This window comes from Verrucosispora sp. WMMC514 (genome assembly GCF_027497295.1).
Lineage (GTDB): Bacteria > Actinomycetota > Actinomycetes > Mycobacteriales > Micromonosporaceae > Micromonospora > Micromonospora palythoicola.
Map to the genome: position 1 here is coordinate 6266220 of NZ_CP114906.1, position 19084 is coordinate 6285303.

The window sequence follows — 19084 nt, forward strand, 5'->3', positions numbered from 1 at the left end:
ATCCCGCCGTGCTACCGGGCTCCGGTCACCGGGGGCGTCCACCCACGGTCACGACCGGTGAGCCCGAGGACGCGGTCGAGCAGCGGAGCGTCGTCGGGCCGGGCGATCGACGGGCCGAACAGGCCGGGCGTGCCGTCGCTGCTGGCCTGCTGGGAGACGAGCCGGTAAACCGTTTCCAGGGTCTGGTCGTCGATGTCGTACGGCTGCCCGGTCGCGCGGGCGAGATCCCATCCGTGCACGACCAGCTCGTCGAGCGCGACGACGCCCATGATCTCGGCCGGCAGCCGCACCCCGCCAACGGCGGTCTCGCCCGTCCAGGCGGCGGGCTCGCGCCAGGCGGCGACCAACTCGTCGAGCCGCCCCGGCAGTGCCCTGCGCCACTGCGGATCGAGCTTGTCGGCTGAGGGCTCACCCGGACCGTCCGGTGCGGGATCCGGTCCCTTCTCGGCAGCCGTCCGGAACGCGAGCGTCAGTCCTACGAGGTGGTCGAGCAGGTCACCGACCGTCCAGCCGGCACACGGAGTGGGACCGGAAAGCTGGTCGTCGGTGACCCCGGGCAGCAGCGCCTGCAACGCGCGGGCTGCGGGCGCGAGATCCGGGCTGCCGTGACTGTCGATCATCTCTGCTCCTTCGTCGCGAACTCCGCCGCACGCTACGCGCCGGGACCGACAGAACAGCGCGTGCGGACGGCCGATCAGGAGGTGCCGGGGGTGGCGTGGCGCCACTGGGACGGGGTCACCCCGTGTTCGGCGCGGAAGCGTTTGATGAAGTAGCTGACGTCGGGGTAGCCGGCGCGGCGGCTGATGGTCGCCACGGTCAGGTCGGTGTCGGTGAGCAGCAGGCGGGCCTGCTGCATGCGACGCTGCGCGAGCCACTGCTGAACGGTCCGGCCGGTCCTGCGGCGTACCACCGTGGTGAGATGCCCGGCGGTGAGCGCCAGTTCGGCGGCGACGTCGGCGAGTGAGATGGGCTCCCGGTAACGCCGCTCGATGACGTCGAAGACGGCCGCGAGCAGCGGCTCCTCCGCCGACCGCAGTTGGTCGGCGACTGCGGTCGGCAGCCGCGCCGCGGCCACCAGCAACAGGGTCAGGTGGGCGAGGGCGGCGTCCTGGTGACCGTCGCGCCGGGCGCGCAACTCGGTGTCGAGCGAGACGAGGCGCTCGACCCAGCCGGCCCGGTCGGACGGCGGGATGCGCAGCCGCTGCGCCCGGTGGGTGCCGTGGGCGAACGGGAGGAGCAACGGATGCGACCGCCACGACGAGTAGGCGCCCGACGTGCCGGGCCGCACCGCGTCGGTCGGGAACCACACCGCCCATCCGTCGGTGGCCGTGGTCTCGATCGGGTCGAGGAAGGAGACGACCTGCCCCGGTGCGATGACGAACAGGTCCCCGTCGGTCACCGTCCACCTGCGGCCGTCGATCACCAGCTGGCCGTCGGCACGGTGCGCGTAGAACAGCACCAGGAATTCGTGGGCGTGGGTACCGCCGGCGGCCGGCTGCGCGATCGGCGTACCCGGTGCCACCCGGGCCACGGCGACCGGGGCGAGGCCCGCCACCCGGCCGAACCCGATGACCGGCACACCCTGCCCGGTCGCCCCGACCGCGAGGGACCAGGGAACCGAACTTTGTCGCATCCGATCCACGGTTACGCCATTGTCCACGGTGTCACGCTCCACGACGCTGATGGTACGACCGAACTTCGTCTGATATCGGAGCGTCACATGACCGGACCGTCCCACCACACCGACGCGCAGCAGTACCTGCCCGGCATGGGCAGGCACTGGCTGCTCCCGCTCTACGATCCGTTCTCCCGCCTCGCCGGCATCGGGCGCATCCACGGGCAGCTGATGGACCGGGCGAACCTCCGGTCCGGCCAGCGGATTCTGGAGATCGGCTGCGGTACCGGCAACCTGCTGACCGCGCTCGGGCGTCGCGTACCGGACATCGACGCGCTGGGCATCGACCCGGACCCGGCCGCGCTGCGCCGGGCCCGCCGCAAGGCCGCCCGGCACGGGCTGCCGATCCGGTACGAGCAGGCGTTCGCCGGTGCGTTGCCGCTGCCCGACGACAGCGTCGACCGGGTGCTGTCCGCGTTCATGCTGCACCACTTGGACGACGACGAACGCGCCCGGGCGTTACGGGAGGCCGGGCGGGTGCTGCGCAGCGGCGGTGAGCTGCACGTGCTCGACATCGACGGCACCCCGTCCGGGCGGGGTGGCGGGATGGCGCACCGCAACGCCCGGGTGGCGGCCAGCCTTCCCGAGCGGGTGCTGGCCTCGCTCGTCGACGCCGGCCTGGCGGGCGTGGCGGGAAACGGCGGGGGTAAGGCGTGGTTCGGCCGGTTCGCCTGCTACCGGGCCGAGGCACCCTGAGGCGGACGACACCGCTTCACCGCAGGCCGGCTCAGTGCAGGGGCCGGCCGTGCGCGTCGGGTATCCCGGACTTGCGGTGGAAGTAGGCGTTGATCTGGTCACGCCACTCCCGGGCGCAGCGCAGCTGCTCGTCGAGTCGTTCGGTCACCCGGGCGTGCACCGCCGCGTCCACCAGCCCGACCAGCGACGTCCACCGCAGGCGGGCCGCCTCCACCTCGGCCACCCCGTCGAAGTGGGTGTCGTAGACGTGCTGGATGACGGTGCGACCGCTGTGCAGCACGTGCTCGTACGGCACGTGGTGGAAGAAGAGCAGCAGTTCGTCGGGGCAGGTGTCCGGGGACTCGTACACCCGGGACCACGGCCGGGGGTACTGGCCGGTGAAGCCGGTGCCGGTGGCCCGGGTGCGGTCCACGCCCACGCCGTCGCGATCGGCGAAATGGTACGTGCCCCACGGGGTGTACTCGTATCCGTCGACGTCGGGGCCGTAGTGCAGCCCCGGTCGCACCATGAAGCCCACGCCCAACGGGGCGGTGTAGCGCTCGTAGGTGCGCCACGAGTCGTCCATGATCTCGTGCAGGGTGCGGCGGAGCAGGTCCGGGTCGGCGGTGGTGTCCGGATGGAAGGTCAGCTCGATCCACTCGTCGAGCAGCTCCGCCGGTCGTAGTCGCGGATCCCAGGCCAGCCGGCCGAAGGCGTACAGGTTGGCCTGGGCCAGCGGATGTCCGGTCCAGAACGGGTCGTCGCCCACGTTCGACACGGCGACCAGGCCGCCACCGTCGGCGGCCACACCGGCGACGGTACGTCCGTCGTCGCCCCAGCCGAACCGCAGCACCTCGCTCCACCAGGGTGCCAGGTAGCACACGTGCCGCTGCTGGCCGGTGTACTCCTGCGTCACCTGGAACTCCACCGCCATCCGGGTGCCGGGCATCGCGGTGATCACCGGGGAGACGGGCTCCCGGGTCTGGAAATCCATCGGACCGTGCTTGACCTGCACGATGACGTTGTCCCGGAAACGGCCGTCGAGTGGGGCGAAGTGGTCGAACGCGGCCCGGGCCCGGTCGGTGGAGCGGTCCCGCCAGTCCTGCCGGTGGTTGTAGACGAAGGCCCGCCAGTGCACCACCCCGCCGTGCGGGGCCAACGCCTCGGCGAGCAGGTTCGCCCCGTCGGCGTGGTCGCGACCATAGCTGAACGGACCCGGTTGTCCCTCCGAGTCGGCCTTGACCACGTAGCCACCGAAGTCGGGGATGCGGGCGTACACCGCCGCCGTGGTCCCGGCCCACCAGGCCCGCACCGCGTCGTCGAGCGGATCGGCGGTGGGCAGGCCGGCGAGGACGACGGGCGCGGCGAAGGTGACCGAGAGGTGCACCCGGATGCCGTACGGGCGGAACTCGTCGGCGATCTCGGCGACGTCGTCGAGCCGCTCGGTGAGCAGCCGCGCCTCGGTGGCGTGGACGTTCACGTTGTTCACCGCCACCGCGTTGATCCCACCCGCGGCCAGCAACCGCGCGTACGCGCGCATCCGGGCCCGGTCGCGGCGGGGGTGGCCGGCCTGCCAGAAGATCGACCCACCGGCGTAGCCGCGTTCGACCTGCCCCATCACCGGGTGCACGTCGACGTTGTCCCAGTGGTCGAGCATGCGACGGCGCATCGCGGGACGGTGCGACCGGGCCGCGTGCGGCGCGCCGAACGCGGCCTCACCGAGGCGGATCAGGTGGAACAGCCCGTAGAGCAGCCCGGCCGGTTGGTCGGCGAGCAGCACCGTGACCTCGCCGTGGCGGGCCAGGGCGTAGCCTTCCGGGCCGAGCGGCGCCGCCTCGGCCGCCTCGACCTCGGCCAGGGCGGCGACCAGTGCGGCTGGGCCGTCGTCGCCGACGGCCGGGACCAGGGCGAGCACCAGGCTCGGCGGTGGCCCCTCCGCCCCTCGCCGGACGCTGCCGCCGTGCTCGGCGCAGGCCCGCTCGACCTCGGTGACGACCGTGTCGACGAGCCCTCCGTCGCCGAGTACGAGGCAGTGCCGGGAGCCGATCGCGCGAAACGCCTCGGGCGGCAGCCAGGCGGGGTGGACGTCGGTCGGGGCGGGGGCGGTCATCGCGCAGATCGTAACGTTCCCACCAAACACGTCAAGATACTTCCGGAAGTTCCGGTGACCGGTGGGCACGCCGCGCGGGCGTGCCCACCGGGCCGTCGCCCCACCCCCGTCAGGCCGGTTCGACGGGCAACCACAGCTCGCAGGTGGCGGTGCTGAAGTCGGCCGCGCGATCCAGGATCGCGACGATCGACGGGCCCGGCCGCAGCCGCCACGGGTTCGACGGGAACCACTCGGCCGCGGTCGCGGCCCAGGTCTGCTGCAGCGTCTGCGGGTACGCTCCGGCGGTACGGAAGACCGCCCACGTGCCGGCCGGCGTGGCGATGCTGTCCAGGTCGTCCGGGACCGTGGTGTCGCCGGTGACGGCGACCCCGTGCAGGTAGGTCAGCTCGGTGCCCTCGGCGGCGTCGGGAGCGACGTCGTCGGTGACCTGGAGCAGGCCGGCGGGCTCGGTGTCACCGAGTTCCTTGAGCCGCTGGTGCTCCTCGGCCGGCAGGGCGGTGACGTGCCGCTGGACGTGCGGGTTGACGCCGTGGTGGATGAGCGGAACCCGGGTGGCGTGTCCGACGAGCCGGAACGCGGGGCGGTCGACGATGCGGGTGTCCATGGGGGTGCTCCCTTCGACGCTCAGGCGGAACCTGAGTTGTGGCTGGGTACGAAGGGGGCCTCCGTCGCGGCGCACCTCACCGGGGCCGACACCGTGGACGGCCCGGAACGCACGTCCGAACGCCTCCGTGGAGCCGTACCCGTACCGCACCGCGATGCCGAGCAGGTCGTCCTCACCGCGGACGACGTCGGCGGCGGCGACGGTCATCCGCCGCCGGCGCACGTACTCCGACAGCGGAATGCCGGCCAGCGAGGAGAACATCCGGCGCAGGTGGTACTCGGTCGTGCCGAGCGTCCGAGCCGCCCCGGTGACGTCGAGTTCCTCGGTGAGGTGCTCCTCCACCAGGTCGACGAGCCGGTTGAGTGCCGAGATCATGGGACCTCCCTTCGAGATCCAGCCTGGCCCGCCCGCCCCACGCGGCGCCCGATCGTTCTGGCCCGATCCGATCACGCGGGGAGCGGGGACGGGGCTCGACGCACCGGCACCCGAGGCGACTCACGTCGCAGGTCAGTGCAGCGCGACGCGCTGGGCCACCGGTTCCAGGTACACCGGGAGGTGGTCACCGGCCTGCGCGACGAACATGGCCACCTCGTACGCCATGTCGCCGACCTCCGCGTCGCCGTCGATGCCGACGGCCAGGACGGCCCCGTTTCCGGTGGTGGCGTGGAACAGGAACGCCCGCGACATCTGCACCACGACCTGGTGCAGCTCGCCGTCACCGCAGACCCGCGCGGCGGCCAGGCCCAGCGCCTGAAGCCCGCAGACCATGCTGGACAGCTGGCCGGCGAGTTCGCCGTCGATGCCCCGGGAGGCGCCCAGCAGCAGCCCGTCCGGGGAGAGCACCACCGCGAACTGGGCACCCGGCACGCGGTCGACGATGTTGTCGAGCGCGCGGCCGAGGTTGTCGGCGGTGGCCACCGCAGAAGTCATGGCAGGTCCTCTCGTTGACGGAACCGGTGGTCCGGACCGGTCCCCGTGGCTCAGTTCACGGCCCGTCGGGGCCACGGCTGTCCGTTCGTGGTGTACGACGGTTCGGCCAGGATGGTTCGAAGCATGGCCAACAGGTCGGTGCGGTTGGCGCAGTCGAGCCGCGAACGCATCCGGGCCACGTGGTGCTCCACAGTCTTGGCCGAGATGAACAACCGGTCCCCGATCTCCCGGTAGGTGAGACCGGCGACCACCAGTTCGGCCACCTCCCGCTCCCGGTCGCTGAGCCGGTGCGAGACGGTACCCGCCGCCGGTTTGCGGTCCTCGGCGGCGGACCGGCCCTGCAGCGCCCGGGCGCAGTCCAGCAACGTCGTCATCGCCCGTCGGTCCGCGGTACGGATGGCGGCCTGGCCGGCCAGCCGGGCGCCGTCCCAGCACAGGCCGGTGTCGTGCAGGCCCCGGGCGGCGGCCTCGACCCGGACCGGGTCGACGGTGCCGCGCAGCACCTCCAGCCAGCACTCGGCCGCGGCGGCCACCACGGCGGCGTACCGGCTGTGGCCGGCGGCGGCGACCAGGGTGGTCACGTGCTCGTCGGCGGCGGCCGGATCGTCGGTGAGGATCGCCGCGTGCAGTCCGCTCCAGTGCAGCGGGGTACGCCACAGGGGCGGGTCGGCCAGCCGGCCGAGCAGCTCGTGGGCGTCGCGCAGGTAGGGCTGGAGGCGGCCCAGGTCACCGAGCCGGGCACCGGCGATGGCCAGCTCACCCAGCGGCAGCAGGGTGAACAGGTCGACCGGGTGGCGGACCACCGCCTCCAACGCGGGCACCCACTCGCGCTGCAACGCCCCGAGGTCGCTGACCCGCCGGGCGATACCCATGGTCAGCCCGGCGGCGAAGAGCAGGTCGCGGGGTCCGAGCGCGACGCCGGCGGTCGTCTCGGCGAGCTGCTCGCTCGCCGCGGCGATCCGCCCCCGCGTCATCAGGATCCAGGCACGCAGCAGCCGGTGCCGGCCGGCCAGCAGCGGCCCACCGATACCGCTGGTCAGGGCCCGGTCCAGGACCCGTTCGGCGATGTCCAGTTCGCCGCAGTGCACGGCGGTCAGCGCCGCCAGCGCGGCGGGGCTGTCCGGCAGCAGCACCGCCCGCCCGTCCGGTTCCAGCAGGGCCGCCGCCTGCACCAGGGTGGACAGGGCCGCCGACGGGGTGCCGTGCACGCTCTCGCGTACCCCGTCGGCCATCAGCCGGGCGGCGCCGGCCGGCAACGTCGGCGGGCCGTCCGCGACGGGTTCGGGGTGCCCGGCCGGTCGGCCGGTGGCGAGGGCGCCGACGGTCGCGAAGGCGTGTGCGCTGCCCCCGCCCGACCAGCGGTACAACTCCACGCTGCGGTCGGTCTGTCCACGGTGGGCCAGGGCGGTGGCGGCGACCAGCGCGGCCTCCGCCCGACCGTCCGGCGCCCCCGTGGTGAGCAGCCGGTCGGCCAGCCGCAACGCGAGGTCGAGGTCACCGGCGAGGGCGGCGGCGACCGCCTGCCGGCCGGCGGTGGGTCGACCGGCGGCACCGGCCGCGGCGAACAGGCGCGCCGCCAGCGCCGGCTCACCGCCGAGGGCCTCCTCCGCCGCCGCCTCCAGGGTGCCCGCCGGGCAGTCGCCGGCGACACCGGCCGCCAGCAGCGAACGCACCAGCGGCAACACCGGTGCGCCCCGGTTGAACGCGAGTTCGCTGAGCAGGTGCCAGACGGCGGTACGGTCGGCGGCCGGGCTCAGCACGGTCACCGCCCGGCGCACCAGCGGAGTGGGTCGGCCGTCGGCGCCGAGCAGGCCCGCCGCCCGGGCCTCGGCGACGAGGTCGTCGATCTCCGCCGGTTCGCGGTTCAGCAGCGGCCGCAGCGCCTCCGCGGGCAGCGGAACGCCGGCGGCCAGCGCGATCAGCAGCCGCCGCACGTCGGCGGGCAGCTGTTCCAGGTCGGGACCGAGATGCAGCACCACCTGGCGGGGCAGGTCGGTCGGTACACCGACCGTCTCCTGCTCGCGCAACCCGTCGGCCAGCCATGCCACGTGCCGGGGCGTCCCACCGGTCTGGCTGTGCACGAAGTCGACCAGGTCGGCGCGGCGGCCGAGGCGGGGCACGGCGGCGAGGTACGCGGCGGTGCGGGCCCGGGTGAACGGGGTGAGCAGGAGCTGGCGTCCCTCGCGGCGCAGCGTGTCGGTCAGCTCGGTCAGGGCCGCCGGTCGCGGCCAGGGGCGGTAGCTGATCGCGATGCGGTGTCGACGGTCGGTCACCAGTCGCCGCAGCGTGCGCAGTCGGGCCTCGTCGAGCAGGTGCGCGTCGTCGATCAGCAGCGCCGTGTCGGGGGCGTACGCGTCGTCGGTGGCCGGCACCTCGGTGTGCACGGCGACGCCGGCCCGGGCGTACCGGGTGGCCACTTCCTGCAGGTAGGTGGTGCGGCCGTGGCCGCCCGGTCCGGTCACCCCGAGGGCGAGCGGTGCCGCCGGCTCCGCGGTGATCGCGTCGAGCAGGTCGGTCGCGTCGGCGGCGAGGACCAGCGGGCTGTCCGCCACGGCGCTCGGCATCATTGCGGTCATCCTTCGTGCCCCGGGCTGCGTACCAGCTTCCGGCGGGATCGCTTCGGCAGGTCCAGGGGCGGGTAGCGGATCGGCGGGCGGGGCGGCGGCTCGTCGGACGGAGTCAGGTCGTCGGCCGGGAACGGGCCGGCGGTGCGCGCCATCGAACCGACGGAGCCGGCTGCGACGGTGGCGGGGGTGCCGCCGGTCGCGGGTGGGCCGGCCGGTGGCGGCGGGCCGGCCGGCAGCGGGCGTGGGGACAGGATCCGGGTGCCGGCGGCGGCCGCGCCGGCCGCCGCGGTGTGCTGTGGGTCGGGCGCGGTCTCCACCGCGAAGCCGGCGGTGGCCAGCAGTTCGGCGACCAGCGGCACGCGGCTGGCACCGCCGGCCAGCAGCACGCCGTCGAGTTGCGCGGGTGTCAGGTCGGCGGCCCGGACGGCCTGCGCCAGCAGTTCCACTGTGGCCTGCACGGCGGGCCGGATCAGGTTCTCGAACTCCAGTCTGGTCACCGGCGCGCGGACGGGCCCGGCCGGCAGTGCCAACGCCACGTCGGTCTGCGACCCGACGGTCAGCTCCCGTTTGGCCCGTTTGCACTCGACGGGCAGCTGGCGCAGGGCGGCACGGGCACCGGGGCCGGCGGCGGCCAAGTCCCGGGCGAGCACGGTCCGTACGTGCGCGGCCAACGCCTCGTCGAAGTCGACGCCACCGAGCCGGGCGAGCGTCGCGGGAACGCCGACGGTCTCGTACCGGTCCCGGGCGTTGCGTCGGACCAGCGCGGTCTCGAAGGTGTCGCCGCCGAGCGCGTACACGGCGGCGACACCACCGGCGAAGCCCCGGACGGCGTGTCCCTCCGCCACGGTGACCGTGCGGGGCAGCAGTGTCACCGCGCCGAGTCCGTAGTCCCGCAAGGCGTGGTGCAGCAGATCGCGACGGTACCGACCCCAGGACGCGGGATGGCTCAGCACGACCATCTCGGCCGGCGCGCCCCGGGCACCGTGAACCTGGTCGACCACGTGCGCGGCGAGCAGCGCGACGAGCGTCTCCGGTCGGTACCGCTCGCCGGCGAGCAACAGCGGCACCTCGTCGCCGACCCGGCTCAACACTCCCCGGGCGGTACGTTCCGGCTCGTCGCCCTCACCGAGGGTGAAGGTCCCGTCGGTGGACAGCAGCAGCGTCGACGGCAGTGGGCCCGGCTCGGGGTGCAGGGCGACCGGCTCCGGGTGACCCCAGTGCCCGTCATGGTGGCGGGCGACCGCGGCGACGGTGCTGGTGTTGCCGATGTCGATCCCGAGCACGTAGGCCATCTGCTTTCTTCCTTGACCGCGTCGGCCGTTGGGGGTGGGCCGGACAGGCCCGCCGATGCGGGCCGCCCCGGGGAACCCCGTGGGCTCCTACGTTCGTACCAGAGATCACTCCGGCATCAGGAGCCCCAACTTCGGCGGGCGCCGGTCCCCCACTCCCCCTAACGTACGAGAGTCCCGTCGCCCCTAATCGGACGGGTCGGATTGCGGGATCGTCCCCGATGCCCGGTCCCGGGCACCGCCCGTAGCGTCGTCGGCGATCACCGGTCGTTGACGTTTCGCCGAGGAGTGAACCCCCACCATGGACCAGACCCTGCACGACTTCGTGCTCAATTTGCTGACCGACGCGGACGCCCGGTCGGCGTTCGACCTCGACCCGGAGGGGGCGCTGCGGGCCGCCGGCCTCGGTGACATCACCGCCGCCGACGTCCAGGACGTGGTGCCGCTGGTGGTGGACTACGCCCCGGTGCAGGGGCTGACCCCGGTCGCCCCGGTGACCGGGCAGCTCGGCCTCGACCCACTGGTGGGTGACGCCACCGACGCGATCAGCCAGTTGCAGACCGTGGCCCAGCAGATCAGCGTCGGCAGCTCCCACTCCGGGGTGGACGTCAAGGCCGGGGTGCTCGGCACCATCGCCGTCGACCCGTCGACGGTGACCGCGGGGGCGAGTGTCTTCCCGGGTGTCGGCGTCGGCGTGACCCCCACCGGGGTCGGTGTGGACCTGTCCGGGGTGCACGACGTGGCCGACACCCTCGACGCGGACGTGGTCACCCCGATCGATCGCGTCACGGAGCCGGCGCTCGGTGACGTCACCGGTACGGTGGGTGACCCCGCGTCGGCGGTGCACGGCACCGGTTCCGGGCTGCTGGACACCACGTCGGGCCTGCTTCCCGGCACCACCAGTCAGGTCGGCGATCTGGTCGGTTCGCTCGGTGTCGACGACACCCTCGGCGGGCTGGGCCTGACCGGCGACACCGGTGGCCTGGTGCCGTCGGTGGACCTCGATTCCACTGTGGGCGGTGTGACCGGGCAGGTCGACGGCCTGCTGGGTGGAGTGACCGGCGGCGTCACCGGCGGCAAGGCGGGGCTGCTGGACGGCGGGGTCAGTGGTTCGGTGAGCGGGGACACGGCAACCCACGGCGAGGCCTCCACCTCGACCGGCGGGGTGCTGGGCCTCACCGACGGTCTTCTCTGACACCCGCCGGCGGGCGGGGTCGGCACCGGCCGGTGCCGACCCCGCCCGCCGCCTCGCACTTGATAATTGCGCCGAATTCAGCACACTTGGTGCGGTGATGGCGGGAATCTGGCTCGACGCGCTCGACGACATCGCCCGCACGTGCCAGGAACACGGTCGGGGCGACCTGCTTCAGGCGGTTCGCCTCAAGCGCGCACACCTGCTCGATCCGACGTTGACCGTGCTCGTCGTCGGCGAGCCGAACCAGGGAAAGAGCCAGCTGGTCAACGCGATCGTCAACGCGCCGGTCTGCCCGGTCGGTGACGGGACCACCACCGTCCTGCCGACGATGTTGCGGCACGGTGAGGTCGCCTCGGCGACCGTCGTGCAGACGCCACTGTCGAGGCCGGGAACGTCGCCGGTCGCCGATCCGCCGGCCGTGCGACGAACGCCGGTGCCGACCGACCAGATCGCCGCCGGAGTCGGTGGCAGCGCCGGTCGGCTGCCCGGCGGCGGCCCCGCGTACATCGAGATCGGCCTGCCGCGGGCGTTGCTCGGCGCGGGCGTGGTGCTCGTCGACATGCCGGGCGGCCGTGATGTCGCCGCCGTGGGTGCCGGCGCCCCGGTCGCCGCCCTGGCCCGCGCGGACACCGTCCTGCTGGTCACCGACTCCACTCGGGACCTGTCGGTGAACGAGCTGAACATGCTGCTGCACCTCACCCGGTCGCACTCCAACGTGGCCGTGGTGCAGACCAAGACGGACCTGGTGCCGGACTGGCGGGCCGTGGCCGATCGCAACCGGCGGCACCTGGCCGACGCCGGGGTGCCGGTCCCGTTGATCCCGGTGTCCGCCGCGCTGCGCCTGCACGCCGCCGCCACCGATGACCACGCGCTCAACGCGGAGTCCGGCTTCCCGGCGCTGATCGCCCTGCTCCGGCGGCAGCTGGCCGGCAAGCCCGACACCCTGGCCCGAGCCGCCGTGGTGCTGACCGCACGCACCGTGGTGGAACAGCTCGCCGCACCGCTGCGGGCGGAACTGACCGACCAGCGCTCGGCCGAGGAGTCCGCGCCGATGGCCCGGCTGCACGCGGCGCAGCGCGAGGTCGACGAGCTGCGCCGGTGCGCCACCCGGTGGCAGAACACGTTGACCGACGAGATGGCCGATCTGATCTCCGACATAGAGCACGACCTGCGCGAGCGCACCCGGCAGATCCTGCGGATGGTCGACGAGGCGTTCGAGACCGCCGACCCCCTGGTGGCGTGGGACGCCGTCGCGCAGTGGCTGGAACAGAGCCTCGTCGAGGCGGCCACGGCGAACCGGCGGTGGCTGGTCCAGCGGTGCGACTGGATCGCCCGACGGGTCGCCGAGTCGTTCGCCCGGTACGGGCACGGGTCGCTGCCGCCGTGGCCGCTGACCGCCTCGGTGGAGTACGGCGCCGCAGTGCCGGAACTGGAACGTCCCGCCGTCGACCGGTTCACCGTCGGCCAGAAGGTGTTCACCGGCATGAAGGGCTCCTACGGCGGGTTGCTGATGTTCGGCCTGGCGCTGACGCTCGCCGGCCTGCCCATGATCAACCCGATCTCGATCGGCGCCGGCGCCCTGTTCGGTGGCAAGAGCATCCGCGACGAGGGCAAACAGCTGTTGCGTCGCCGGCAGGCCACGGTCAAGGCGGCGGTGCAGCGGCACGTCGACGACTTCTTCATCCAGGTCAGCAAGGACAGCCGGGACGCGGCCCGCCGGGCGCAGCGGGTGCTGCGGGACCACTTCGCCGCGCTCACCGACGAGTTGCAGACCGCCATCATCGAGTCGCTGCGCAGCGCCAAGGAGGCGGCCGACACCGAAGCGGCGGTCCGGGAGCGACGGCAACGCGAGATCCAGCAGCGGATGGTCCGCCTGGCCCAGCTGTACGAGCAGGCGCAGCAGGTCACCGCCGCCCGCCCGGCTTCACTGGCATGACCGGCGCGCGGCTGGACGCGGCGGTCCGGGACCTGCTGCACCGGGCGCTGCACGGCTACCGCGACAACCCCCGCGCCGCCGAGTCGCTGCGGCGCCAACTGGCCCGCTACGACCAGCCGCTGCGGGTCGCCGTCGTCGGTGGCTGGCGCAGCGGAAAGTCGACGCTGCTCAACGCCCTGATGGGTGAGGAGGTGGCCCCGGTCGACGGGAGCGCCTTCACCTGGTACGAGGACGGGCCGCAGCCGGACGCCACCGGGTACTCCATGAGTCATCCGCCGCAGCGGCTGGCGGTGCTGCGCTCCGGCACCGGGATGCGGGTCGACCTCACCGGTTGGCGGGCCGGAGAGCTGCGCGACATCGTGGTGCGGTGGCCGGCCCGCTCGTTGCGGCAGGTGACCCTGCTGGACACCCCGGCGATCGGCGCGACCGACGAGCCGACGGCGGATCCGGTGCTGAACCGGGTGCTGCGGGAGACCGACGCGCTGCTGTACCTGAGCCGCGACGCTCGGGGCGCCGACCTGCGTGCCCTGGCGGCGACCCGGGAGGGCGTCGTCGGGCAGGCGGCGCCGGTTCACACGATCATGGTGTTGTCCCGGGTGGACGAGTCCGGTGGTGGTCGGGTCGACGCGCTGCTCGGTGCCCGTCAGCTCGCCCGGCGGGCGCTGCGGGACCCGCACGTGGACGCGCTGTGCCTGACGGTGGTGCCGTGCAGCGGGTTGCTCGGCCTGGCCGGTCGAGTGCTCGGCGAGAGCGATTTCGCCGCGCTGGCGACCCTGTCCCGGGTGCCGCGTGCCGAGCTGGAGCCGTACCTCCTCTCCGCCGAGCGGTTCGCCCGCGGCGAGCCACCGGCCGGGTTGGACGCGGCCACCCGCGGCGCGCTGCTGGAGCGACTCGGAGTGGTCGGGATCCGCCTGGCGACCACCCTCGTCCGCACCGGCTGCGACAACCGGGTGGCCCTGGCCGCCGAGCTGGTCCGGCGCAGCGGCCTCGGCGAGCTGCGCGAGTCCCTCAATCGCCTCTTCGTCGACCGCCGGCACGTGCTCAAGGCCCGGTCGGCGCTGATCGCGGTGGAGGCGCTGCTGCGCGACGAACCCGGTCCGGCCACCGGCGACCTGCTCGCCGCGCTGGAGCAACTGCTCGCCGGTGCGCACGAGTTCGCCGAATCGCGGCTGCTGGCGGCGCTGCGCGACGGCCGGCTCGGCCTCGACACCGAGCTGGCCGCCGAGGCACGGCGCCTGGTCGGTGGGGACGGTGACGAACCGGCGGCCCGGCTCGGCATCGCCCCCGAAGCGACACTGGCGTGGTTGTGGGAGACCGCCGCCGAGGCGCGCTGGCGGTGGCGGGAACGGGCCGAGGACCCCGGACTCCCGTTGCCGCAGCGCCGCGGCGCGCAGGTGGTGGCCCGCAGCTGCGAGGGCCTGCTCGCCGACCTGGCCGCCGCCCACGCCCGTTGAGGCGGTGTCCAGGAACGTTTTCGGGCCGGTCCGGGCGCAGCCGACGACCGGCCGCGTCGGGACCGGTGCCCGGTCAGGCGGGTCGGGCCGGACCGTGCACACCGACCAGGCCCGGCACGGCGGCGCGGCCGAGTTCGCCGCCGGTGTCCGGGTCCTGCCAGCACACCGCCGCCCGCTGGCCCAGGTAGAGACGGGCGCCGTCGGCGCTGAGCACGAGGCCGCCGACCGGGTCGGCGGTCACCCGCTCCGCGGTGACGGCGAGACCGGCCAGGTCGACGGTACGTAGGGCGGTGCCTCCGCCGAGGAACAGCCGCTCGGCGGAGGCCGCCGCGTATGCCGGGGCACCACCGGCGGCGAGGGCGGCGACGCGGCGGACGGTCAGCTCCTCGGTGGAGATCTCCGCGACGGCGCCGGAGCCGACGTCGGCGACGTAGAGCCGGCCACCGTCAGGGGTGATCGCCATGGTGTGGCCGTCCGCGCCGCCCTCCCCGAACGGGTGCGGCAGGTCCACGCAGTACGCCCACCGCTGCTCCAGGTGCAGCGTGTGGACGAAGGCGTGCACGTCGCGGCCCGGCCGGCCGCTGATCCGGTCCCGGGTGTGCTGGTGGTCGGGCTGGTGGGTGTAGAGCGTGTAGAGCACGGTGCGGTTCGGGGCCAGCACCGCCTGCCGTCCGTCGCCGCGCATCTCCTCCTCCGCGCCCGGCGGAACCGGCGTCTTGGCGCGGGTGAACAGCGGCCCGGCGATCCCGGTGGCGAGGTCGACCAGACGTACCCGGTAGCGGTCCGGGGCGGCCGGCGGCAGCCATTCCAGCACGAACAGTCCGGCCAGGTCGTGGGTGAACGCCTCCGGCACGACGGTGCCTGGCAGCCGCAGCCGTTGCCGTACCCCGGCGGCGTCGGCGATCAACACGAGTGTCTCGTCGCGCCCGGCGGGACGGTCCCCGGTCGCGCTGAGGTGTTCGGTGGTCAAGGCCAGCCGGGTGCCGTCGGTGGAGGTGGTCTGCGGCACCCACCGGCCGGGCAGCCGTACCCGCTCCGAGGCGTTGCCGCGGCCGGCGTCGACGCGCCACAGAAGGGTGTCGGCTCCGTCGGCCACGGCGGTCCACACCAGCCGCCCGTCGGCGGTGGCCACCCCGGCGCCGATCGACTGCCGGTCGGTGCCCCGCAACACCGTCAGGCCGCCGTCGAGGGTGACCAGGAGGGGGTCCGGTAGCGGGTCGGCGGCGGCCGGGGTCGGGTCGCAGCCGACCAGGGCGGCGGCTCCGGCCCCGGCCAGGGTGCTCAGCAGGGTACGCCGCGAGATCGTCGTGTTCGCCATCATGACCCGGTGACACCGCCGCAGCGTCCCGGGTTCCTTCTCGACCCGATGGAACCCGTTCGGCGTGCGCGGTGTCAGTAGTGGTGATCCCACCGGAGGTTGCCCTGGACGACGAGCAGTTGGTCACCCGCGCGCAGGCCGGTGACCTGGCGGCGTACGAGTCACTGGTCGCCCGGCACACCGCGGCCGCGTACCGCACCGCGGTGCTGCTCGGCGCGGGCTCCGACGCCGAGGACGTCATCCAGGAGGCGTTCGTGAAGGGGTACCGCAAGCTCGACCGCTACCGCGGCGAATCGTCGTTCCGCTCCTGGCTGCTGGCGATCGTGGCCAACGAGACGCGCAACCTGCACCGCACCCGGCAGCGGCGCGACGGGCTGGTGCTGCGCGCGGCGCGGGTGGCACCGGGCTCGGAGATCGTCGAGGACGACGCCGTCGGCGCGATCCTCGCCGGGGAACGCCGGGCCGCCCTCGTGCGGGCCCTGCGGTCGCTGCCCACCCGCGACCGGGAGGTGATCGTCTGCCGCTTCCTGCTGGACCTCAGCGAGGACGAGACGGTCACCATGCTGGGCTGGCCCCGGGGAACGGTGAAGTCGCGCACCTCGCGGGCGCTCGTGAAACTGCGTGGTCTGCTCGCGGTGGAGGAGGTCAGTCGTGGATGACCTGGAGCGGGAGCTGCGTGACCTGTCCGCGTGGTTGGGGACCCCCGAGCCACCGGACGTCACGGCCCGGGTCCGTGCCCGGCTGGCCGCCGCGCCACCCGCCGGCCGCCACACCGACCGACGACGCTGGCGGTACGCGTTGGCCGCGGCCCTGGCCGCGCTGCTGGTGGCGGTGCTGCCGCCGGGACGGGCCGCGCTCGCCGACGCGATGGCGGGCCTGTTGCGCTTCGCCGGCGTCACCATCAGCACCTCCCCGGTCGGGACGCCGCCGTCGGGCGTTCCGTCGCCGCCGCCGGGGCAGCGCTCCGCCACCCTCGACGAGGCGCGACGGCTGGTGCGCTTCCCGATCCGGACGCCGACCGTGCTGGGCCCGCCCGAGCAGGCCCTGCTGGCCGACCCGGACGACACCGGCGGACACCGGGTGGCGAGCCTGCTCTACCGGGCCGGCACCCTCCGCCTGGACATCTTCGACGGCCGCCTCGATCCGGTCTTCGTCAAGCAGGCCGGCGGGTCGGACACCGAGTGGACGCAGGTGGGTACGGCCCAGGCGATCTGGATCGACGGACCGCACCCGATCTCCTACACCGACCGCGACGGGGTCGTCCGCCAGGCGAGTGCCCGCCTCGCCGCCGCGACCCTGATCTGGGAGGACGCCGGGGTGACGTATCGGTTGGAAGGCGATCTGACCATGGCGGAGGCGGTCACGATCGCCACCACGCTCCAGTGACGCCGTACCCGCCGGTTTTCCGCGTTTCGTCACGGTCATCCGATGCCGACGACCCCTGCGTCGAATTGCGGATGTAAGCGTGATCAACCGATCTGCTCCGAGCGTCCCCGGCCGACTGACCCGCCGCGGTCCGGTATCACCTTCGTAACGGGCACACAACGATTCCCTCTCGGCGAGACCGGTGACGGCATCCGAACTCCTACCGGGATTTTTCCGGGACCAGGATGACAGCGGCCAGGCCTCCGCAGCGGCGCGGAGAACCGCTCGGTCCAGCTACCGGACGTTTCCGACCCCAATGCGGAGCAGTGGTTGTTAGCGCGAACACGCTGTCACGCAGAGCCACGGTCGTGACCGCCCTGCTACCGCCGCCGACAAGACCGACTGAACAACGAGGTCACCACCTCCGGCACTAGGTCACGGAAGTTTCGGAAACGTGTCTTGTTTTTTTCGGACAAGTCTGCGACCGTTTTGGCCGTCGGTGGCCTGGGTCACTCCGAGGTTGATCGCGATGCGACCGCGAGTCGAGCCCGGACCAGCGCCTGTCGACAGGAGACAACCCTTCGGCGTCGCCGTGGTGCACGTTTCGGCCGGCGGCTCGTCCCCAGGGGTGTTTCAGGTGGGCGGACTCGGCAGAGAGGAAGATTGATGAGGGCGAGAAAACTACTGGCTGTGTCGGTAGCCCTGGCAACCGGCGTCCTGGCGACGGCGGCCTGCGGCGGTGGCGACTCGGAGGGTCGCAACAGTGACGGCTCGGTCACGATGAGCTTCTGGCACAACGCCAGCACCGGCCCGGGCAAGGCCTTCTGGGAGAAGACCGTCGCCGACTTCGAGGCCGCGAACGAGAACGTGAAGATCGAGATCCAGTCGATCCAGAACGAGGATCTGGACGGCAAGCTGCAGACCGCGCTCAACTCCGGCGACGCACCCGACGTGTTCATGCAGCGCGGCGGCGGCAAGATGGCCGCGATGGTCAAGGCCGGCCAGCTGATGGACCTCACCGACTCGATCACCGACGACACCAAGAAGGTGATCTCCGAGGGGTCGTTCACCGCGCAGACGATCGAGGGCAAGGTCTACGCCATGCCCGTCGCGGTGCTGCCGGGCGGCTTCTTCTACAGCAAGGACCTGTTCGCCAAGGCGGGCATCGCCCAGCCGCCGGCCACCCTCGCCGAGCTTCAGGACGCCGTGGCCAAGCTGAAGGCGGCGGACGTCCAGCCGATCGCGCTCGGCGCCAAGGACGCCTGGCCGGCCGCCTTCTACTACTACTTCTTCGCGCTGCGTGAGTGCAGCTCGGAGACCATCACCCAGGCCGGTCAGACGATGACCTTCGACGACCCCTGCTGGCTCAAGGCCGGCCAGGACGTGCAGAACTTCGCCGCGACCGAGCCGTTCAACAGCGGCTTCCTGACCACCTCGGCCCAGCAGGGTGCCGGCAGCTCCGCCGGTCTGCTCGCCAACAAGAAGGCGGCGATGGAGCTGATGGGCGCCTGGAACCCCGGCGTCATCGCCTCCCTGACCCCCGACCAGAAGCCGCTGCCCGACCTGGGCTGGTTCCCCTTCCCCAGCATCGAGGGCGGCGCCGGCCAGCCCGGCGCGATCCTCGGTGGTGTCGACGGCTACTCCTGCTCGGCACAGGCCCCCAAGGCCGAGTGCACCGCCTTCCTGAACTACATCGCCAAGACCGAGGTGCAGAAGGCCTACTACGAGGCGTTCAACGCGCCGCCGGTGAACAGCGAGGCGCAGGCCGCGGTCACCGAGCCGCACCTGCAGTCCATCCTGGCCGCCTACAACCAGGCGCCGTTCGTCTCGCAGTGGCTCGACACGGTCTACGGGCAGAACGTCGGCAACGCGCTGAACACCGCCGTGGTGAACATGCTGGCCGGTAAGGGGGACCCGCAGAGCATCGTCAACGCGGTCAAGGACGCCGCCAAGAGGGCGCAGTAAT

15 protein-coding genes are annotated in these 19084 nt (G+C 73.2%); 7 read left to right on the forward strand and 8 right to left on the reverse strand.

Going from position 1 to position 19084, the window contains the following annotated elements; all coding sequences use genetic code 11:
- Positions 1–11: 11 nt before the first annotated feature.
- Together O7597_RS29090 and O7597_RS29095 are read right to left on the reverse strand one after the other, a co-directional pair.
- On the reverse strand, positions 12–620 hold the full coding sequence (locus O7597_RS29090; protein WP_269741886.1) for a TIGR03086 family metal-binding protein: 609 nt from the start codon (positions 618–620) through the stop codon (positions 12–14).
- A gap of 74 nt (positions 621–694) precedes the next feature.
- Positions 695–1579: an AraC family transcriptional regulator gene (locus O7597_RS29095; protein WP_269742768.1), complete on the reverse strand. Its 885-nt coding sequence runs from the start codon at positions 1577–1579 to the stop codon at positions 695–697.
- 141 nt (positions 1580–1720) lie between these two features.
- Here O7597_RS29095 and O7597_RS29100 point away from each other — a divergent pair, with 141 nt between their 5' ends.
- The gene (locus O7597_RS29100) at positions 1721–2371 is read left to right on the forward strand and encodes a methyltransferase domain-containing protein (protein ID WP_269741887.1); all 651 of its coding nucleotides are present in this window, start codon (positions 1721–1723) and stop codon (positions 2369–2371) included.
- A gap of 31 nt (positions 2372–2402) precedes the next feature.
- Here O7597_RS29100 and O7597_RS29105 read toward each other — a convergent pair whose 3' ends face one another.
- From O7597_RS29105 to O7597_RS29125, 5 genes are all read right to left on the reverse strand, one after another.
- Positions 2403–4460, reverse strand: a complete 2058-nt coding sequence (locus O7597_RS29105) for an alpha-glucuronidase (RefSeq protein WP_269741888.1) — start codon at positions 4458–4460, stop codon at positions 2403–2405.
- Positions 4461–4569: 109 nt separating this feature from the next.
- Complete coding sequence (locus O7597_RS29110) at positions 4570–5439, reverse strand: AraC family transcriptional regulator (protein ID WP_269741889.1); 870 nt, start codon at positions 5437–5439, stop codon at positions 4570–4572.
- A gap of 132 nt (positions 5440–5571) precedes the next feature.
- A complete protein-coding gene (locus O7597_RS29115; protein ID WP_281581336.1) occupies positions 5572–5994 on the reverse strand; it encodes a roadblock/LC7 domain-containing protein in 423 nt (140 codons plus the stop codon).
- 50 nt (positions 5995–6044) lie between these two features.
- A complete protein-coding gene (locus O7597_RS29120) occupies positions 6045–8561 on the reverse strand; it encodes a LuxR family transcriptional regulator (protein ID WP_281581337.1) in 2517 nt (838 codons plus the stop codon).
- 5 nt (positions 8562–8566) lie between these two features.
- Positions 8567–9853: an Hsp70 family protein gene (locus tag O7597_RS29125; protein ID WP_281581338.1), complete on the reverse strand. Its 1287-nt coding sequence runs from the start codon at positions 9851–9853 to the stop codon at positions 8567–8569.
- A gap of 298 nt (positions 9854–10151) precedes the next feature.
- Between O7597_RS29125 and O7597_RS29130 the strand changes: the two genes are divergently transcribed.
- The 3 genes from O7597_RS29130 to O7597_RS29140 all read left to right on the forward strand — a co-directional run bounded on the left by O7597_RS29130 (position 10152) and on the right by O7597_RS29140 (position 14435).
- Entirely contained in the window at positions 10152–11045 is an 894-nt protein-coding gene (locus O7597_RS29130) for an IniB N-terminal domain-containing protein (RefSeq protein WP_281581339.1), read from the forward strand.
- A gap of 97 nt (positions 11046–11142) precedes the next feature.
- Positions 11143–12981 (forward strand): dynamin family protein, encoded by a 1839-nt coding sequence (locus O7597_RS29135; RefSeq protein WP_281581340.1) that lies wholly within the window; start codon positions 11143–11145, stop codon positions 12979–12981.
- Positions 12978–14435, forward strand: a complete 1458-nt coding sequence (locus O7597_RS29140; RefSeq protein WP_269741894.1) for a hypothetical protein — start codon at positions 12978–12980, stop codon at positions 14433–14435. Before O7597_RS29135 ends, O7597_RS29140 begins: the two co-directional genes overlap by 4 nt.
- A gap of 73 nt (positions 14436–14508) precedes the next feature.
- Here O7597_RS29140 and O7597_RS29145 read toward each other — a convergent pair whose 3' ends face one another.
- The gene (locus O7597_RS29145) at positions 14509–15756 is read right to left on the reverse strand and encodes a hypothetical protein (RefSeq protein WP_269741895.1); all 1248 of its coding nucleotides are present in this window, start codon (positions 15754–15756) and stop codon (positions 14509–14511) included.
- An 83-nt stretch (positions 15757–15839) separates the two neighbouring features.
- On the opposite strand from O7597_RS29145, the gene O7597_RS29150 reads away from it, so the two are divergent.
- The 3 genes from O7597_RS29150 to O7597_RS29160 all read left to right on the forward strand — a co-directional run bounded on the left by O7597_RS29150 (position 15840) and on the right by O7597_RS29160 (position 19083).
- On the forward strand, positions 15840–16412 hold the full coding sequence (locus O7597_RS29150) for an RNA polymerase sigma factor (protein ID WP_281583341.1): 573 nt from the start codon (positions 15840–15842) through the stop codon (positions 16410–16412).
- Positions 16405–17139, forward strand: a complete 735-nt coding sequence (locus O7597_RS29155; RefSeq protein ID WP_281581341.1) for a hypothetical protein — start codon at positions 16405–16407, stop codon at positions 17137–17139. Before O7597_RS29150 ends, O7597_RS29155 begins: the two co-directional genes overlap by 8 nt.
- Positions 17140–17784: 645 nt before the next feature.
- The gene (locus tag O7597_RS29160) at positions 17785–19083 is read left to right on the forward strand and encodes an extracellular solute-binding protein (RefSeq protein ID WP_281581342.1); all 1299 of its coding nucleotides are present in this window, start codon (positions 17785–17787) and stop codon (positions 19081–19083) included.
- The last annotated feature ends 1 nt before the right edge of the window (position 19084 follow it).

Coding starts and splice junctions, on each gene's coding strand:
- O7597_RS29090 (WP_269741886.1), bottom strand. CDS start 620: ATGATCGACAGTCACGGCAGCCCGGATCTCGCGCCCGCAGCCCGCGCG.
- O7597_RS29100 (WP_269741887.1), top strand. CDS start 1,721: ATGACCGGACCGTCCCACCACACCGACGCGCAGCAGTACCTGCCCGGC.
- O7597_RS29105 (WP_269741888.1), bottom strand. CDS start 4,460: ATGACCGCCCCCGCCCCGACCGACGTCCACCCCGCCTGGCTGCCGCCC.
- O7597_RS29110 (WP_269741889.1), bottom strand. CDS start 5,439: ATGATCTCGGCACTCAACCGGCTCGTCGACCTGGTGGAGGAGCACCTC.
- O7597_RS29115 (WP_281581336.1), bottom strand. CDS start 5,994: ATGACTTCTGCGGTGGCCACCGCCGACAACCTCGGCCGCGCGCTCGAC.
- O7597_RS29120 (WP_281581337.1), bottom strand. CDS start 8,561: ATGATGCCGAGCGCCGTGGCGGACAGCCCGCTGGTCCTCGCCGCCGAC.
- O7597_RS29125 (WP_281581338.1), bottom strand. CDS start 9,853: ATGGCCTACGTGCTCGGGATCGACATCGGCAACACCAGCACCGTCGCC.
- O7597_RS29130 (WP_281581339.1), top strand. CDS start 10,152: ATGGACCAGACCCTGCACGACTTCGTGCTCAATTTGCTGACCGACGCG.
- O7597_RS29135 (WP_281581340.1), top strand. CDS start 11,143: ATGGCGGGAATCTGGCTCGACGCGCTCGACGACATCGCCCGCACGTGC.
- O7597_RS29140 (WP_269741894.1), top strand. CDS start 12,978: ATGACCGGCGCGCGGCTGGACGCGGCGGTCCGGGACCTGCTGCACCGG.
- O7597_RS29145 (WP_269741895.1), bottom strand. CDS start 15,756: ATGATGGCGAACACGACGATCTCGCGGCGTACCCTGCTGAGCACCCTG.
- O7597_RS29160 (WP_281581342.1), top strand. CDS start 17,785: ATGAGGGCGAGAAAACTACTGGCTGTGTCGGTAGCCCTGGCAACCGGC.